The sequence below is a fragment of the Pseudoduganella sp. jia 9 genome, from assembly GCF_055502615.1.
This window is the reverse complement of record NZ_JBUPWE010000002.1, coordinates 166463-184363: the sequence shown is the minus strand read 5'-3', so window position 1 is coordinate 184363 and position 17901 is coordinate 166463. Positions and strand designations below refer to the sequence as shown.

11 protein-coding genes are annotated in these 17901 nt (G+C 69.1%); 10 read left to right on the top strand and 1 reads right to left on the bottom strand.

The annotated features are described in order from the left end of the window. The first annotated feature begins 4 nt into the window (after positions 1-4). The 8 genes from ACY34H_RS02550 (at position 5) to ACY34H_RS02515 (ending at position 13106) form a co-directional block, all read left to right on the top strand. Entirely contained in the window at positions 5-2203 is a 2199-nt protein-coding gene (locus ACY34H_RS02550) for an ATP-binding protein (protein ID WP_464975908.1), read from the top strand. A 125-nt stretch (positions 2204-2328) separates the two neighbouring features. Beyond that, positions 2329-2535: a hypothetical protein gene (locus ACY34H_RS02545; RefSeq protein ID WP_464975907.1), complete on the top strand. Its 207-nt coding sequence runs from the start codon at positions 2329-2331 to the stop codon at positions 2533-2535. Between the two features lie 232 nt (positions 2536-2767). Continuing rightward, positions 2768-3016, top strand: a complete 249-nt coding sequence (locus ACY34H_RS02540; protein ID WP_464975906.1) for a DUF378 domain-containing protein — start codon at positions 2768-2770, stop codon at positions 3014-3016. 219 nt (positions 3017-3235) lie between these two features. After that, the gene (locus ACY34H_RS02535) at positions 3236-3757 is read left to right on the top strand and encodes a sigma-70 family RNA polymerase sigma factor (RefSeq protein WP_464975905.1); all 522 of its coding nucleotides are present in this window, start codon (positions 3236-3238) and stop codon (positions 3755-3757) included. Beyond that, the gene (locus ACY34H_RS02530; protein ID WP_464975904.1) at positions 3754-4710 is read left to right on the top strand and encodes a FecR family protein; all 957 of its coding nucleotides are present in this window, start codon (positions 3754-3756) and stop codon (positions 4708-4710) included. Before ACY34H_RS02535 ends, ACY34H_RS02530 begins: the two co-directional genes overlap by 4 nt. A gap of 78 nt (positions 4711-4788) precedes the next feature. Then, on the top strand, positions 4789-7362 hold the full coding sequence (locus ACY34H_RS02525) for a TonB-dependent receptor (protein WP_464975903.1): 2574 nt from the start codon (positions 4789-4791) through the stop codon (positions 7360-7362). A 29-nt stretch (positions 7363-7391) separates the two neighbouring features. Beyond that, positions 7392-10787 (top strand): exo-rhamnogalacturonan lyase family protein, encoded by a 3396-nt coding sequence (locus ACY34H_RS02520; protein ID WP_464975902.1) that lies wholly within the window; start codon positions 7392-7394, stop codon positions 10785-10787. A 120-nt stretch (positions 10788-10907) separates the two neighbouring features. Continuing rightward, on the top strand, positions 10908-13106 hold the full coding sequence (locus ACY34H_RS02515; RefSeq protein WP_464975901.1) for an NADP-dependent malic enzyme: 2199 nt from the start codon (positions 10908-10910) through the stop codon (positions 13104-13106). Positions 13107-13239: 133 nt separating this feature from the next. Here ACY34H_RS02515 and ACY34H_RS02510 read toward each other — a convergent pair whose 3' ends face one another. Continuing rightward, on the bottom strand, positions 13240-13653 hold the full coding sequence (locus ACY34H_RS02510; RefSeq protein WP_464975900.1) for a BLUF domain-containing protein: 414 nt from the start codon (positions 13651-13653) through the stop codon (positions 13240-13242). A gap of 384 nt (positions 13654-14037) precedes the next feature. Between ACY34H_RS02510 and ACY34H_RS02505 the strand changes: the two genes are divergently transcribed. Further along, a complete protein-coding gene (locus ACY34H_RS02505; protein ID WP_464975899.1) occupies positions 14038-15843 on the top strand; it encodes a glycoside hydrolase family 43 protein in 1806 nt (601 codons plus the stop codon). Positions 15844-15885: 42 nt separating this feature from the next. Further along, positions 15886-17871, top strand: coding sequence for a glycoside hydrolase family 2 TIM barrel-domain containing protein (locus ACY34H_RS02500; RefSeq protein ID WP_464975898.1), 1986 nt, complete (start codon positions 15886-15888; stop codon positions 17869-17871). Positions 17872-17901 lie beyond the last annotated feature (30 nt).

Below are 17901 nucleotides of genomic sequence, written 5' to 3'. Positions count from 1 at the left end.
ACCCATGCACCACCGCCGCGGCATCACGCTCAGCCTGCGCCATCTGCTGCTCCTGCTGACGGCGATCGGCTTTCTGCCACTGGCACTGCTCGGCAGCTGGGGCCTGATGGCGGCCGCCGACGTGCAGCAGCGCGAGCAGGACCGTTCGATGCTCGAGCTGGCGCGGGCGCTGTCGTCGGCCGTCGATGCCGAGCATGACGGCGCGGCGGCGGCGCTGGCCGGCATCGCCAGTTCCCCGGTGGCGCGTGGCGGCGACCTGCGGGCATTCCATGACATGGCGGCACAGCAGGCCAGGGCGCAGGCCCAGTGGCTGGGTGTCATCCTGTCCGACGCGGCCGGGAATTCCCTGTTCCGCACGATGGTGCCGTTCGGCGCGGCGCCCGCGCCGGTGGCCGATCCCGCCAGCCTGGCCCGCGCTGTTGCCCGGCGCGTACCGGTCGCCGGCGGCGTGGTGCGCGGCGCTGGGGGCCGGGCGGCGTTTCCGGTGCGCGTTCCCGTCGACCTGGCCGGCGGCCGTTACGTGCTGTCCGCCGTGATCGCGCCGGACCGCATCGTCAACGTGATCCGGCGCCAGCGCGCACCGGACGACTGGGTGATCGCCGTGATGGACGCCGACGGGCGGCGCGTGGCGCGGTCGCGCGAGCACGAACGCTACCTGGGCGGCATGGCCAGCGCCGGCCTTCAACGCCTGCTGCGTTCCGGCACGGAAGGCACCGGCGATTCGTACACGATCGAGAACGTCGCGGTGCGCACCGCGTTCACGACCTCGTCGCGCTGGGGCTGGTCTGTGGTCGTCAGTGCGCCGACCGCGTCGCTGCGTTCGCCGCTGCTGCGCGGCGCCGTCGTGTACGCGGCCGGGCTGGCACTCACGCTGGTGGCGTGCATCGCGCTGGCTTCGCTGCTGGCACGCCGCATCGTGCGCCGTATCGACAGCCTGGTGCAGGGGGCGGCCGCCCTCGGTGCCGGCCAGCCGGTGGCGGTGGAGACGTCGCGCGTGCGCGAGATCGAACAGATGGGCCAGGCCCTGGCCGCGGCGGCGGCGGCGCGCGACCGGCACGAGCACGAGCGCTCCGACCTGCTGGCTTCCCTGGAGCGGGCCGTGGCATCCCAGGAACAGGCATTGGCCGACGCACGCGAGGCCGGCCGCGCCAAGGACGAGTTCCTGGCGGTGCTCGGGCACGAGCTGCGCAATCCGCTCAGCCCGATCGTCGCCTCGCTGGACCTGATGGATCTGCGCGGCGACCCCGGCGCCCAGCGCGAGCGCGCCGTGCTGCGGCGCCAGGTGGCGCACCTGAAGCGGCTGGTCGACGACCTGCTGGACGTATCGCGCATCGCCTCGGGCAAGCTGGAGCTGGACTTGCGGCCGGTGGACCTGGCCGATATCGCGCGGCAGGCGGTGGCCGCGGCGAGCGGCCTGCGTGTGACGCTGCAGGCACCGGAAACGCTGTGGGTGGCCGGCGACGACAGCCGGCTGGCCCAGGTGCTCGGCAACCTGCTGTCGAATGCCGGCCGGTTCGGCGGCGGCGAAGCGGCCGTCACGCTGTCGGAAGTGTCCGCCGGCGATGGAAAAATGGCGCGCCTGGCCGTCAGCGACCGCGGTACCGGCATGACGCCGGAACTGCTGGCGCGGGTGTTCGAACCGTTCTACCAGGCACCCCAGCAACTGGCGCGGCGTACCGGCGGCCTCGGGCTGGGGCTGGCCATCGTACGCAAGATCGTCGAATTGCACGGCGGCCATGTGACGGCGCACAGCCCGGGCCTGGGGCAGGGCAGCACCTTCGAAGTACTGCTGCCGCTGGCGTCGCGGCGGCCGGCGCCTGTGGAGGCACCGCAGGTGCCGGTCGCGCAGGGCCTGCGCGTGCTGCTGGTGGACGATAACGAGGACGCGGCATGCGCCAGTGCGCAGATGCTGCGCCACATCGGCCTGGATGTGCAGGTGGCGCACACCGCCCATGAAGCGCTGGCCGCCTATGGCGACAGGCCGGCGGATGCCGCGCTGCTCGACATCGGCCTGCCCGACATGGATGGCTACGCGCTGGCCGCGGCATTGCGCGAGGCCGCATCGGGGCGTGCCTTGCGGCTGGTGGCGCTGACCGGCTATGGCCGCAAGGGCGATGTCGAGCGGGCTGAGGCCGCGGGATTCGACCTGCACCTGACGAAGCCGGCGTCGCTGGACGACCTGCGCCGGTCGTTGAGCAGCTGATGGGCAGCGGGAATGCGAGCGGCAGCTGACCGGCGGCCTCGAGCGTGAAAAAAAGACAACTTCGCGAACGCCACGCGGTTGCGGGTTGGTGTACCATTTGGGGTTTCTTGAACTGGATAGGCATCATGGCGGAACGCGGCACAAAGCGGTCGCGCGCTGACGCAACGACGGCTGCGCGCGTGGACGATGCATTGAAAATTGTCGAGGAGGATGGGATCCATCCTGCGCTGGAATTCATGCAGCGCGCTGGCGTGCCGCGCGACATCGCGCTGCGCGTCCTGTGTGCGCCGCAGTTCCACCGCCATGGCGAACGCCGTCGTAATCCCCGCTGAGCCGGCCCCCGGCTACCGACAGGCCTTCCGCCTGTTCTTCGGCTTGCCTTTGCGCCTGCCTTTCCGCCTTCCCTCCAGCACCCCTTCGCCATTTCGTTCGTTTCCACCTCGAATCTAGGCCTGATCCTACACCGGGCAGGATTGCTCTCCGACTGAATTGCATCGACGGTCTGCCTACAATGAATCCTGCCCGCATCCGCGGGTCCCTGCAACCTGATTCGAGGAGTAGCTGATGGCAACGATGAATACCGGCTCGGCCGACGTGGTCGCGCACAAGGCCTTGAATGCCGTGGATTGGATCGCGATGGTGCTGCTGATCGTGGGTGGCCTGAACTGGGGGCTGGTCGGCCTGTTCCAGTTCGACCTGGTGGCCGCGATCTTCGGTGAACAGACGACCGCGTCGCGCATCGTGTATGCGCTGGTCGGCCTGTCCGCCCTGTACGGGATTTACCTGGCCGCGAAAAAGCTGCCGAATCACTGAACAGGGATCAGCCCCGCCCAGCACCCGCTGCGCAGCCGGAGCCGCGATCGTTCGCCGCTCCGGCTTTTTGCTGTCCCCGGCTGTTCACCCCTGATATGTAACGGTGAATTCCAACGAAGCATAGTCGGAATGCTTCGTTCAGTTTCGTTGTCAGTCCCTCTATATTGGCGACGCGGCCATGCACCGGCATGTGCCGCGCTCTTGCCAATGACCGAAACGATGAACGCCGCACCCCGATCCAATGAACTCCTGGCGCTGCGCGATGCCTTCCTGGGCGGTGAATTCAGGCGCAGCTACGGCTGGCTGACCGCTACGGTGCAGCGGCTGGTGGGTTCCCGCAACGATGCCGAAGACCTGGCCGCCTCCACCTTCACCGAACTGGCCGCGCTCGACGACGTGCGCGACATCCGCCAGCCGCGGGCGCTGCTGACGACGATCGCGCGCCGTCTCACATACGAATTCTGGCGCCGCCGCGACCTGGAGCGCGCGTGGCTGGCCGAGCTGGCGCTGCGGCCGGAAGGGCATGGCGCTTCCGCCGAGGAGGTATGCATGACGGTCGAGGAGATCGTGCGCATCGATGCCGCGCTGGCGACACTGCCGCCCAAGGCACGTGAGGCTTTCATCCTGAGCCAGTTCGAGGAGCTCGGCTATGCCGAGATCGCGCTGCGCCTCGGCGTCTCGGTCAGCATGGTGCGCAAGTACGTGGCGCGGGCGCTGGCCGCCTGCTGGCCCGCGGCATGAGCGGCGCGTCGCGCAGCCGCGCCGAACGCGCGGCCATCGGCTGGGAAGTGCGGCTGCGCGACCCGGCGGCGGAGCCACGCGTGCCGGACGCATTCCGCACATGGCATGACGACGCGCCGGAGAACGCGGCGGCGTGGGCATCGCTGCAGCGCCGGCTGGGGCAGATGGCGGGGCACGGGGGCGGCGGCATGGCCGTCGCGCGGGCGCTGCGCCATCCGGTGGAGGAGCGCCGCCGCGCGCTGCGCGCCGGCTTCGGCATGGCGCTGCTGGCCGTGTCGGGTGCCGGCGGGTGGAAACTGGCCCACGAACTGGGTTACGACGCCACCTGGCGCAGCGCCATCGGCGAGCACGGTGCGGCCACGCTGGCCGACGGATCCGCACTGCGCTTCGATGCGGCAACGCGCATCGATCTCCGCGACGCCGTGGCGCACGTGGCCCCGGGCGGGCCTGCCGGCGCCAGCCGCCCGCACCTGCACCTGCGCCAGGGCCAGATGCTGGTGCGGGCACGCGGACCGCTCGCCGTGTCGCTGGCGGGCGCGGATATCGTCTGCGATGGCGCCGAGCTGTGTGCCGGGCGGCTGGGGCGGCGCGGCGTCGTTGCCGTGCGCGGTGCTGGCGCATTGCTGCGGCTGGCGGGCCGCGCGCCTGTCGCCCTCGCATCCGGCGCTGCATACACGTTCGACGGTACCGGGGCGCATGCGTCGCCGCTGTCGTTCAACGCCGCCGCCGCGTGGACCCGCGGCATGCTGGTGGCCGATCGCCTGCCGCTGCCCGACCTGGCCGAAGCCTTCGGCCGCTACCATCGCGGCATCGTGCAGGTGCGCGGCGCAGCGGCAGGCCACGTCGTCAGCGGCGTATTCCGGCTTGCCGATCTGGCGGGCGCGCTGCGCCAGCTTGCCGGCGTGCTGCCGGTACGGGTGGCGCGGTACGGCCTGCTGACGGTCATCGAATAAAAATATTTTCGGTTCGCGCTGACGCTTTGCGCATCTCGTTCCACAAGGTGAATACCAACGACTTCAATGAGGTATCCCTTGCACAAGCATTCCATGACCATGGCCGTGCTGGCCACTCTTCCCGCATTCGCTCCCTTTCACGCCCAGGCCCAGGCCGGGCGCCAGGATTACCAGTTGCCGGCCGCCCCGCTGGAACGGACGCTGCTGTCGATCGCCGCCGACACCGGCGTGGCGCTTGCCTATGATCCGCGCCAGCTGGGCGGGGCGCGCTCGGCGCCCGTCGTCGGCCGCTACAGCGCAGCGGAGGCGATCACCCGCGCACTCGATGGCAGCGGCTTCGAGCTGGCCAGCGGCAGCGGCGGGGCGTTGACGATCCGGCGCCGCGCCATTGCGAAGCCGGAAGCGCCGGCGGCGGTACCGCTGCTGAAGGTGTCGGCGCCGGCCACGCCTGCCACACCCGTCATCGCCGCGGCGGCGCCGCCTGCGGCCATGGCGACTGTCACCGTCAGCGCTACGCGCCAGGATAGCCGTGGCGGCCTGGAAGACGATCCGCAGCGCACGCCCACGTCGTCCTACCGCATCAGCGGTTCCGAGCTCGACGAACAGAATGTCACCACGCTGGAGGAACTGCAGCAACTGGTGCCGGGCCTGAACATCCAGAGCACCGACCCGTCGGACATGCAGGTGACGATCCGCGGCATCGGCGACGGCGGCGGGCAGGCCAGCGGCGACTCGAACATCGGCATGCCGGGCAGCGTGGCCGTGTACCTGGACGGCGTCTACCTGGCCCGTCCCGGCATGCTGTCGAGCCTTGGCGACATCGCCCAGGCCGAAGTGCTGAGCGGGGCGCAGGGCACGATGTTCGGCGCCAATGCCACCGGCGGGGTGGTGAACATCACGACGAAATCGCCGGCCTTCGTGCCGGAGGCCAGCATCGCGGTATCGGCCGGCCAGCACGGCTACCAGCGCGTGCGCGGCGTGGTTTCCGGCCCGCTGTCGCAGAACTGGGCCGGCCGGGTCAACGTCGTGCGCAGCAATTCGGACGGGGCGGTCACCAATATCCGCACCGGCAACGCGCTCAACGGCGGCTCGTCGAACGGCGCCCGTGGCCAGCTGCTGTATCGTGGCGGCGAGAAATTCACGCTGCGCCTGTCCGCCGACTACAACAACAGCAACAGCGCACCGACCGCGGTGCTGTTGGCGACGCATGCGGTCAACGGCCGTGACACGTACCTGGCGCATTCCGCCGCGGCGGGCAACAACGTGGTGTTCGGCCCGAACGTCGACCTGGATGACGAGAACCGCATCCACGTGGTGCAGGGCGGCGTCTCCGCACTGGCGGAATGGCAACTGGAGAGCGGCTGGCGCCTGCGCTCGGTCACGTCGCTGCGCTACTTCCATTCGCAGCCCACAATGGCCGACGGCCTGTCGGTGCAGGTCTATTCGAATACCGGCACCGAGGTGCGCGACAAGACCTGGTCGCAGGAAGTGCGCCTCGATTCGCCCGCCGGCCGCCCCCTCGAATACGCACTGGGCCTGACTTACCTGGGCCAGCACGCCGAAACGCTGGCCCATACGCGCTACGCCAACACCACGGTGCCGGCGCTGTGGCTGGACAGCACGGCCTTCCGCAACCTCGATATCATCCGCCTCGGCCTGCTGCGCGACCGCATGCTGTCGCCGTTCGCGCAGGGCACGCTGCACGTGGGCGACTCGGTCGACATCACGGCCGGCGTGCGCGCCAACGTGCAGAAGAAGGGCGGCAGCTTCATCCGCTACAACCGCGTGCCGTTCAATTCCGGCTACCTGGAAGAGAATCACACGCTGCCCTCCGGCACGCTGACGGCCACCTGGCGCACGGCGCCAGGCTGGAGCACCTATGCCGCCGCCTCGTACGGCGAGAAGTCCGGCGGCCTGAACATCTCGGCCGGCGCGGCCCGCCAGGCCGGCCTCGATTCGCTGTACATCAGGCCGGAAAAAACGAAAACCGGAGAAGTGGGCGTGAAGGCCAGCCTGGCGGACGAGCGCCTGGCGTTGAAGGGCGCGCTGTTCCTGACCGAGATCGGCGACTTCCAGACGCAGGGCTACAATCCCGACGACCAGCAGGTCTACCTGCTCAACGCCGGCACGTTCATCTCGCGCGGCGCCGAGGCCAGCGCGCGCTGGGCGCCGGACCGCAACTGGCGCGTCGACGCGGCGGCCGTATGGAACGACACGTACTACACGCACTACGACAATGCGCGCTGCCCGCCCGAAGTCACCCTGGCGCCAAACCCGCCGCCATCGTGCAACCTGACCGGCGCGCGCGTGTTCAACGCGCCGAAGCTGACCGCCAACGCCAGCGTGCGCTACGGCTGGACCGGCGACAATGGCCTGCGGTCCTTCGTCTCGGCCCGCTACGCCTATCGCAGCTGGATGTTCGGCACGGTCGACACGTCGCGTTTCACGCGGGTGCCCGGCTACGGGCTTGCTTCGTTCGCGGCCGGTACCGAAGGCAGGGTGGGCGACGGCGAATGGAGCGCGTCGGTGTGGCTGAACAATGCATTCGACAAGACCTACTACAAGCGTCTTGCGAACGGAGAATACGGTTCGGTTGCCGGCTGGCTGGGCGAACGTCGTACACTTGGCGTGTCGCTTGCATACCGCTACTGATACATAACGTTACACAACAAAGGAGACCGATGGACCGCCGCAACCTGCTGAAACTTACCGCGCTACTGGCTGGCGCACCGGCGATGACGATGCTGCCGGCGCGCGCCGCCGGCGCCACCACCACCATGCCGGTCGGCGCGACCACCCTGCGCTGGCTCGACGGCGAGCCGCCCGCCAGCTTCGCCGGCGCCACGTTCGGCGTGCCGTGGCCGCAGGGGCAGGTGCCGCGCGACAGCGGCTTCGCATTGCGCAGCGCCGGCGGCGCGGCAGCACCCCTGCAGTCGTGGCCCCTGGCCTTCTGGCCGGATGGTTCCGTGAAATGGAGCGCCCACGCGATCGGTGCCGGCGCGCCGGCCGACAGCTATGACCTGCAGCCGGGGCCCGCCTCGCCGGCCGCCGCCGGCATGGTGAGCCGCGATGGCGCCGGCTTCGTCATCGATACCGGCAAGCTGCGTGCCCGCGTGCCGGGCAAGGGCCGCAAAGTGCTCGGCGGCGTTGCGCTGGCCGGCCACACGCTGCTGCGCGACGGCGAGCTGGTGCTGCTGACCGATACCGTGAACGATGGCATCGGCGATGGTGAAGGGGGGACGGTCCGGCGGCAGCGCTGGCAGGGCGATATCGCCCAGGTGCAGGTGGAGCAGGACGGCCCGGTGCGCGCGGTGCTGAAACTGACCGGCACGCACCGCGCGGACGGTGCCGCCGGTGAAGAGGCCGCACTGCTGCCCGCATTGCTGCCGTTTACGCTGCGGCTGGAATTCCACCGCGACAGCGATACGATCCGCGTGCTGCATACCTTCGTGATCGACGTCGACCCGGCGAAACTGGACGTGCGCGGCATCGGCCTGCGCTTCGGCACGGCGCCGGACGGGGCGCCGCACGATCGCCACGTGCGTTTCACGTCCGCCGCCGGCGGGGTGTTCGCCGAGAGCGTGCGCAGCCTGACAGGCCTGCGGCGCGACGTGGGGGACGACAACGCCGCGCTGCAGGTGGCCGGCTTGCCGCTGCCGCCGGTGGAACAGTTGCCGCAGGCGGTGCGCGATGGCCTGCAGTACGTTCCCGCCTTCGGCGACTACCGGCTGCTGCAGCCGAACGCCGACGGATTCACGATCGCCAAGCGTACCGCGAAGGGCCACGGCTGGATCCCGGCCGGGAGCGGCACGCGGGCCGGCGGTACCGCCTATGTCGGCGGCGCGAAGGGCGGCGTGGCGTTCGGCGTACGCAACTTCTGGCAAAGCCATCCGGGCCAGATCGACATCGCCGGGGCCGCCGGCGACGATTGCGCGGTCACGCTGTGGCTGTGGGCGCCGGAAGCGCCGCCGATGCAGCTGCGCTTCTTCCACGACGGCATGGGCCAGGACACCCATGCGAAGCAGCGGGCGGCGCTCGACATCACCTATGAGGACTACGAGCCCGGCTTCGGTACGCCGTACGGCATCGCGCGCACCAGCGAACTGGAACTGCAACTGCTGCCGGCCACGCCGCCGGCTGCCGGGCTGGCCGCGATCGGCGCGCGCATCGCCCGGCCGCCGCGGCTGATGGCGGCGCCGGAGCGGCTGTACGCGGCCGGCGTGTTCAGCGACTACTGGGCGCCGCAGGGGCGGGGCGGCGTGCGCGCGGCACCGCTGGAAGCGCGGCTGGCGGCGCTGTTCGACTACTACCAGGGGCAGGTCGAGCAGCGCCGCTGGTACGGCTTCTGGGATTACGGCGACGTGATGCACACCTACGATCCGCGCCGCCACCAGTGGCGCTACGACGTCGGCGGCTTCGCCTGGGACAATTCGGAACTGTCCACCGACATCTGGCTATGGCATTACTTCCTGCATTCGGGCCGCGCCGACGCGTTCCGGCTGGCCGAGGCGATGACGCGGCACACCGGCGAGGTGGACGTGCATCACATCGGCCCATTCAGCCTGCTGGGCACGCGGCATGGCGTGCAGCACTGGGGCGACAGCGCAAAGCAGCTGCGCATTTCCACGGCGATCAACCGGCGCTTCATGTATTACCTGACGGCCGACGAGCGCATCGGCGACCTGCTGACGGAACAGCGGGATGCGGTGCTGCGACTGCGCGACATCGCGCCGGGCCGCAAGATCGGCCAGCGGCTGGCGACGGGCGCAAACGAGGCCAGCGTGGGCTTCGGCACCGACTGGGGCGCCATCGCCGGCGCGTGGTTCACGGCATGGGAGCGCACCGGCGACAAGGCGTGGCGCGACAGGCTGCTGGCCAGCATGGCCACGATCGCCGCGCAGCCGCGCGGCTTATTCACCGGCAGCGCCATCATGAACCTCGATACCGGCGCGTTCCGCATCAGCGACTCGGACAAGATCTCGGTCTCGCACCTGTCGGCCGTGTTCGGGCTGACGGAGATCTGCGCCGAACTGCTGCGTACGCTGCCGGAACCGGCGTTCCGCGCCGCGTGGCTGCAGTACTGCCGGCTGTACAACGCCGCACCCGCCGTGCAGAAGGCCGAACTGGGGCAGGAACTCGGCAAGCTGAACCTGTCGCAGGGCCATGCCCGGCTGCTCGGCTACGCGGCGGCGCAGGGGAGCAGCCAGGCGGAGACGCGGACGCTGATGGCGCAGGCGTGGAGCCTGTTCGAGGCCGGCAAGGCCGGGCTGCGCGAGGCCGATTTCGCGGTCCGGCGGGTCGCGCGGCCGGCGGTGCTGAACGATATCGACGAGGCGCCGCGCATCTCCACCAATGGCGCCGCCCAATGGGGGCTTGGCGCGCTGGGCCTGCTGGCGCTGGATGCCCGGGCCGGCGCGCCGGGCACGCTGCTGCTGCGCGACGATTTCAGCACCTTCGACCGGCGGCGCTGGCGCGTCGAAGCGGAGCAGGGCGATCCGCGCGACGTCGTGACGGTGAAGGATGGCGCGCTGCTGCTCGACACGCGCGCCGGCCTGACCGTGTGGCTGACCGAGCCGCTCGACGGCCACTACGAGATCGCCTACACCTGCACGGTGCTGGACGAAGGCAACCCGCACGACCGGGTGTCGGACATGAACATGTTCTGGCAGGCGAAGATGACACGGCCGCTGTCCGGCAAGCTGTCGGACTACGACCGGGTACCGATGTTCTATGCCGGCATCGGCGGCAACTACAATGCCACGACCCGTTTCCGGCGCTACGACGGCAGCGGCGAACGGATACTGCTGCAGGAATATACCGACAGTCCATACCTGCTGCGTGCCAATCACCCGTACCGGGTGCGCATCGTCGTCGATGGCGCCGGCACCCGGCTGTATGTCGACAACGTGCAGTATTTCGCCGCGCGCGAGCGGATCGGCGCGGGCCTGTTCGGTTTTCGCACCACGCTGTCGCGACAGCGGATCAGCGATTTCGCCGTGTTTCGTTTGGCCGAACGCCCGTCAAATCGAACGATCGTGCCAAAAGGGCCGCTCACGCGTTCCTCCACTTCAGGGTAATATTGACGGTTCCGCATACCGTGTCACTTTGATATCGCGATAGCCGATCACTGTGCTTTATGACCAATTCGCCCGGCGCCGCCGCATGGCGGCGCGATGGGCGGCCTGAAGGAGATTGCAATGTCGAATCCATACAACGACGAAAACAAGGACGAACGCCGCGAGCAGCAGTTGCGCGCGGACGCGCTGGAATACCACCGTTTCCCCACCCGCGGCAAGATCGAGGTGGTGCCAACGAAACCCCTGTCGAACCAGCGCGACCTGTCGCTGGCCTACTCGCCGGGTGTGGCCTATGCCTGCGAGGAGATCGCCGCCAACCCGGCCGCCGCCGCCGAATACACGTCGCGCGCCAACCTGGTGGCCGTGATCTCGAACGGCACCGCGGTGCTCGGCCTGGGCAATATCGGCCCGCTGGCCTCGAAGCCGGTGATGGAAGGCAAGGGCTGCCTGTTCAAGCAGTTCGCCGGCGTCGACGTGTTCGACATCGAACTGGCCGAGAACGACCCGGACAAGCTGGTGGAAGCCATCGCGATGCTCGAACCCACGGTGGGCGGCATCAACCTGGAAGACATCAAGGCGCCCGAGTGCTTCTATATCGAGAAGAAGCTGCGCGAACGGATGAACATTCCGGTCTTCCACGACGACCAGCACGGCACCGCGATCATTTCCAGCGCCGCGCTGCTGAACGCGCTGAAGGTCGCCAACAAACGCATCGGCGACATCAAGCTGGTCGCTTCCGGGGCCGGCGCCGCGGCGATCGCCTGCCTGGACATGATGGTGGGCCTGGGCGTGCGCCGCGAGAACGTCTACGTGACCGACTCGCGCGGCGTGATCTGGCAGGGCCGCGAAGCCAATATGGAAGCCAACAAGGCTCGCTACGCGCAGGATACCGATGCCCGCACGCTGGCCGACATCGTGCGCGGTGCCGACGTGTTCCTGGGCTGCTCGACGGCCGGCGTGCTGACCGGCGAGATGGTCAAGACGATGGCCGATCGTCCCGTCATCCTGGCGCTGGCCAATCCGGAACCGGAAATCCGTCCGGAAGTCGCGCTGGCCGCGCGGCCGGACTGCATCATCGCCACCGGCCGTTCGGACTACCCGAACCAGGTCAACAACGTGCTGTGCTTCCCGTACATCTTCCGCGGAGCGCTCGATTGCGGCGCCACCCGCATCACCGAGGAGATGAAGCAGGCCTGCGTGGTGGCGATCGCCGCGCTGGCCGAGGCCGAAGTATCCGAAACGGTGGCTGCCGCCTATGCCGGCCAGACGCTGGCCTTCGGCCCCGACTACATCATTCCGAAGCCGTTCGACCAGCGCCTGATCGCCGCGATCGCGCCGGCCGTGGCGAAAGCGGCGGCCGAATCCGGCGTGGCCACCACGCCGATCGCCGACCTGGCCGCCTACCGCGCCCAGCTGGAGCAGCAGGTCTACCACACCGGTCTCGTGATGAAGCCGCTGTTCACGGCTGCCAAGGCCGCGCAAAAGCGCGTGGTGTACGCCGAGGGCGACGAAGAGCGCGTGCTGCGCGCCGTGCAGACCGTGGTCGATGAAGGCCTGGCCAAGCCGGTGCTGGTGGGTTCCGCCGACAAGGTGGAAAAGGCGATCGCCACCGCCGGCCTGCGCCTGAAGCGCGGCACCGACTTCACGCTGGCCGATCCTGGCAGCGCCGATTCGACCGACCACGCGCTGGCGCTGCTGAAATCGGGCGAGGCCGATGCAGTGATCTGCGGCCTGCGCGGCAGCATCGACACCCACCTGGAGCAGGTGCGCGCGACCATCGGCCTGGCGCCGGGTGCCGAAGTGATGGCGACGATGAACGCGCTGGTGCTGGAAAAGCACACGCTGTTCATCACCGATACCCACGTCAACGACGATCCGACCGCGCCGGAACTGGCTGCGATCGCGCGGCTGGCCGCCGAGCAGGTGCGCCACTTCGGCCTCGAACCGAAGGTTGCGCTGCTGTCGCACTCCACCGCCGGTTCCTCCGAACGCCCGTCGGCCCGCAAGATGCGCGATGCAAGGGCGCTGCTGGCCCATGCGGCGCCGGACCTGCCGGTGATCGGCGAAGTGCAGGGCGACGTCGCACTGGCCGGCGGCGTGATCCCGGGATTCACGGGCGAAGCGAACGTGCTGGTCATGCCGTCGCTGGACGCCGCCAATATCGCCTTCAACCTGTTGAAGGTCACGGGCGGCAAGGGCGTTACCGTCGGTCCCGTGCTGCTGGGCGCCGCCAGGCCGGTGCACGTACTCGGCCCGGGCGCCACGGTGCGCCGCATCGTCAACATGACGGCGGTCGCTGTCGCGGGCGCGGTGCGCTGATCGGCTTCGCCGGATAGAAGAGGGGCCGCCGGCACGCCGGCGGCCCTTTTTACATGGGCGCAGCCCCGGCGCCGGCAGGCTCGCAAACCGGTTGTCCGCCTTGCTATGGAGCGTGTCCGGCCTCGTCATGGCATCAACTCTTGAAGAAGTTCAGCAACGTCACCGCCGGCGATACACCGAAGATCTTGCGGCCCGTCTTCGCCGCTTCGACGATGTCGATGAGTTCCTGGTACTTGTCGGCCTGCCGCTCGTCCAGGTTGGTCATGTTCATGGTCCACCGCACGAAGGTGCGGAAGTCCGCCGGCTCGTTATAAAGCAGGCGCAAGTCGTGGTGGCGGGGATCCCTGCCGATCCTGTCATACAGCGAGGCCAGCGTCGGGGCAGGGCCTTCCAGTACCTGCATGAACCATCCGCCGTTGTAGAACAGGCTTCCGGTGACATCGATCCTGGCGTTATTGGCCTTGGCCTGCGCCCAGAGGGCGGCCAGTTCTTCCTTGTCGAGTCTGCGGGTGGATTGGCTCAGGTATACGAGTTGATGAAGTGACATGGCGAAGGAGCGTGACGGGTTGGGATCTGTATTCCGTGCCCAGTCTAACCGGCCTTGTTTGTTGTCGGCGCGCTCCACCTGCCGAATGCCGCGATGCGTCCGAGCGGATCGTAGTTGCAGTCATTCCCTGCAGGCGCTGCAAGCGCGGTGATGTACCTGTAATTTGCAACTAACCGAAGGACGGGTCCGCACGCCGACCTCCCCGACAATAACGGATCGGCCAGTGGGCCGCCGTGGCGGAGGGCTCGCCAACCGCGCGGGCCAGCGCGCCACCCGTGCACCAGCCGCGCGCCAGCCATGCTAACGTCCGCCTTTTGAAAATCGGAGCATCCAGTGCGGTCAAGCCTGTTTCTCCTGGGCGCGGTCCTCCCCATCGCGGCCGCTGTGCAAGCGCAACCAGTTCCCGTCTACCATAACCCGCTCCCGGTCACGCTGGCCAGCGGCGAGCCGGCGCAGAACTGCGCCGACCCGGCGGTGCTGCGCGATCCGCAAGCCGCACAACCCACCTGGTACCTGTACTGCACCACCGACCCGGTCAGCCGCAGCGAGAAGGAGGGGGATGGCTACCGTTTCCGCTTCCTTCCCATCTACCGCTCGATCGACCTGGTGCACTGGAACTGGATCGCCGACGCCTTTCCGGAGGCCAGGCCGGCGCCCGCCGCGCCGAAGTCCTGGCTCTGGGCGCCCGAGCCGCAATACCACGATGGCCGCTACTGGCTGTACTACACGATCACCGATACCGCCGACGCGTACAGCCCCGAGCCGGGCTGCGACGGCGACAGTTCGATCGGCGTGGCCAGCAGCGCCTCGCCTGCCGGGCCATGGCAGGCCAGCGGCAAGCCAGTGGTCGGGCCGCGCCGCGCGGCGCATGGTTGCAAGTTCGACTGGACGTTCGACCCGGATGTCGTGATCGACGACGCCGGCACGCGCTGGCTCTATTACGGCAGCTATGGCGGCGGCCTGTTCGTCCAGCGCCTGTCGGAGGACGGCCTGTCGGTGGAGGGCGAAGCGCGCCGGGTCGGCACGTCCGGCCGTTACGAGGGCGCGGAGGTGGTGCGCCACGACGGCTGGTATTACCTGTTTGCTTCCGCCACCGACTGCTGCGCCGGTCCGCTGACGGGATATGCGCTGCATGTGGGGCGCGCTGCCAGCCCGCTCGGCCCCTTCCTCGACAGGCAGGGCAAGGACATGGCGGCGCCGCGCGCCGGCGGCACGCCGGTGCTGGCCCAGAGCGGCAACCGCTGGGTCGGCGCCGGGCACAATTCGGTGCTGCAGGATGCCGCGGGGCAGTGGTGGACGATCTATCACGCCGTCGACACCGGCGACCCGCTGTTCGCACCGGGCCTGACACGGCGGCCCGCATTGCTGGACCGGGTCGACTGGGCCAATGGCTGGCCGGTGGTCGCTGAAGGGCGTGGGCCGTCGGACCGGGAACTGCCGGCGCCGGCGAGTTCGGCGACATCGGCCGGCGCTGCGCGGCCGGCACCGGCGTTCGCGGGCACCGGCGCCGACGTACGCCTGTTGTGGCGCGAAGACTTCACGCAGCCCCCCGCCGGGCCATGGCGCTGGCTGCGCAGCTCCGGCGCCTGGCGCGCCACGCCGGAAGGGCTGGCGTGGAGCACCCGGCCGGGCGACCTGCATGTCGATACCAACACCGCGCCGGTACTGGCGCGCCCGCTGCCGTCCGGCGACCTGCGCATCGAGACAAAGGTGCGCCTCGATGCGCCCGACGGCTGCTGCAGTCCGCATGTGCAGGCCGGCATCGTGGCGATGAAGGACGATGACAATTACGTGAAACTGTCGGTGCTGGCGAACGCCGGCCTGCACCAGGTGGAATTCGGCAAGGAGCACAAGCCGGTGCCGGCCCATCACCCGCGTTACGGCAACACGGTGGCCGGTACACCGGCGGCGCAAGGGGGCTGGACGTGGCTGCGGCTGGACCGGCGGCGCGACGGAGACGGCAAGGACGCGGGCGAACGGTGGACCGCATGGTCCAGCCAGGATGGCCGCGACTGGGTTGGCGGCGGTACATGGACGCACCGGCTCGGGGCGCCCGTCCGGCTTGGCCTGGTGGCGATGGGCGGCGGCGGCCGCGCGGTCACATTCGGGCCCCTCAGCGTCAGTGCGTTGTATCCGCCCCACTCAGCGGCTGCCGCACCGGAGGCGCGCGCCACGGCAACTCAACCGTGACGCTGTGCAGGACATAAACCACTTATCATAAGGACAAACGTGATGAGAGCCCTGCCCAAGGAGAACGAGATCGTGGATCACCCCCGGCCGCAATTGCGGCGCACCCAATGGCTGAACCTGGACGGACCGTGGCAGGCCATGCTGGACGATGGTGCCGTGCATTACGAACCGGCCGAGGTGCCGTTCGACCGCACGATCATCGTGCCGTTCCCGCCCGAGGCGGCGGCCAGCGGCGTGCACGACCGGGGCTTCCGCCGGCGTGTGTGGTACCGCCGGGTGGTCGGGCTGGACGATGATCTGCTGCCGTCGCCCGACGAGCGACTCAAGCTGCACTTCGGTGCCGTCAACCACCGCGCGCGCGTGTGGATCAACGGCCGCTTCGCGATGCAGCACAAGGGCGGCCACGGGCCATTCTCGATCGACGTGACGCGCTACCTGGACGGACGTTGCATGGAAATCGTCGTCCAGGCCGAGGACGATCCGCACGACATGCACAAGGTGCGCGGCAAGATGGACTGGGAGCTGGAGCCCCACTCGATCTGGTACCCGCGCACCACCGGCATCTGGCGCACCGTCTGGCTGGAGAAAGTCGCCCGTTCGCACGTGGCGAAACTGCGCTGGACGGCGGACGTGTTCACGTGGCAGATCCGGCTCGACGCGGACGTGGCCCACCACGCGCCGGGCAGCACCGTCAACGTCGTGCTCAGGCTGGGCGACAAGGTGCTGGTGTCGGACCGCTGCATGCTGCTCGAAGGCAGGCTTTCGCGGCTGTTCCAGCTGCCCGACCCCGGCATTGACGACGCCCGCGCGCACTGGATGTGGAGCCCCGAAAGCCCGCAGCTGATCGACGCCGAGATCACGCTGCATGCGGCGGACGGCCTGGTGCTCGACCACGTGATCAGCTACACGGCGCTGCGTACGGTGTCCGTGGACGGCGACCGCTTCCTGCTCAACAGCAGGCCGTATTACCTGCGCATGGTGCTGGACCAGGGCTACTGGCCGGAAAGCCTGATGGTGGCCTCGGCCGAACAGTTGCGGCAGGACGTGGTGCTGATCAAGCGGCTCGGCTTCAACGGCGTGCGCAAGCACCAGAAGTCGGAGGATCCGCGCTGGCTGTACTGGTGCGACGTGATGGGCCTGTGCGTATGGGCCGAGATGCCGTCTGCCTACGGCTTTTCCAGCGAAACCGTGCATGGCGTGATGGAAGAGTGGAAGGAACTGGTCGAGCGCGACGTTTCCCATCCTTCCATCGTGGCCTGGGTGCCGACCAACGAATCGTGGGGCGTGCCGGAGCTGATGCACGACCGGCGCCAGGTCGACTTCGTGCGCGCGATGTACCACATGACGCGGGCGCTGGACGGCACGCGCCCGGTGGTCGGCAACGACGGCTGGGAAATGCCGTGCGGAGATTTCGTCAACATCCACGATTACCACGCCGATCCGGAAGAGCTGGTCGCCCGCTACGGCACCCGCGAAGGACTGCAGTACACGTTCGAGCACGTGCGCCCGGCGCGGCGCCGGCTCGTGATCGACGGCTTCGAGGGCACCGGCAAGCCGCTGTTCCTTTCAGAGTTCGGCGGCATCGCCTGCATGGACGAAGCCGATCCGAAAGGCTGGGGCTATTCGGTGGCGCGCGACGGCGAGGAACTGCTGGAACGCTATCGCCGGCTGATGGACGCGATCCACCGCTGCCGGCCGCTGTCGGGCTTCTGCTATACCCAGCTGACGGACACCTTCCATGAAAAAAACGGGCTGCTGACGGAGCAGCGCGTGCCGAAGGCGCCGATCGCGGCGCTGGCCGAGGCGACCCGCGGGCCGGATGCGCGGCTGCACGACTGGTACACGGACCCGCTCGGCCACAGTGAACTGTGGCGCGGCAAGCGCATCCCCGAGCCGGCGCCGATGGGGGGGCAGGCCGCGGACTTGCCGGCCACGCCGGAAACCACGCACGCCTCGGCCGGGCCGGAAGACCAGCCGGGCATGTCGGCGCCGGAGCCGGGCATCCGGCTGCCCAGCGAAGCGGCCTGACGATCACCCTGGCGACAACGATAATACCGA

Bases quoted from the DNA above. Each gene is read 5' to 3' on its own strand.
- ACY34H_RS02540 (WP_464975906.1), top strand. From the start codon at position 2,768: ATGGCAACGATGAATACCGGCTCGGCCGACGTGGTCGCGCACAAGGCC.
- ACY34H_RS02535 (WP_464975905.1), top strand. From the start codon at position 3,236: ATGAACGCCGCACCCCGATCCAATGAACTCCTGGCGCTGCGCGATGCC.
- ACY34H_RS02500 (WP_464975898.1), top strand. From the start codon at position 15,886: ATGAGAGCCCTGCCCAAGGAGAACGAGATCGTGGATCACCCCCGGCCG.
- ACY34H_RS02520 (WP_464975902.1), top strand. From the start codon at position 7,392: ATGGACCGCCGCAACCTGCTGAAACTTACCGCGCTACTGGCTGGCGCA.
- ACY34H_RS02545 (WP_464975907.1), top strand. From the start codon at position 2,329: ATGGCGGAACGCGGCACAAAGCGGTCGCGCGCTGACGCAACGACGGCT.
- ACY34H_RS02530 (WP_464975904.1), top strand. From the start codon at position 3,754: ATGAGCGGCGCGTCGCGCAGCCGCGCCGAACGCGCGGCCATCGGCTGG.
- ACY34H_RS02510 (WP_464975900.1), bottom strand. From the start codon at position 13,653: ATGTCACTTCATCAACTCGTATACCTGAGCCAATCCACCCGCAGACTC.
- ACY34H_RS02550 (WP_464975908.1), top strand. From the start codon at position 5: ATGCACCACCGCCGCGGCATCACGCTCAGCCTGCGCCATCTGCTGCTC.
- ACY34H_RS02515 (WP_464975901.1), top strand. From the start codon at position 10,908: ATGTCGAATCCATACAACGACGAAAACAAGGACGAACGCCGCGAGCAG.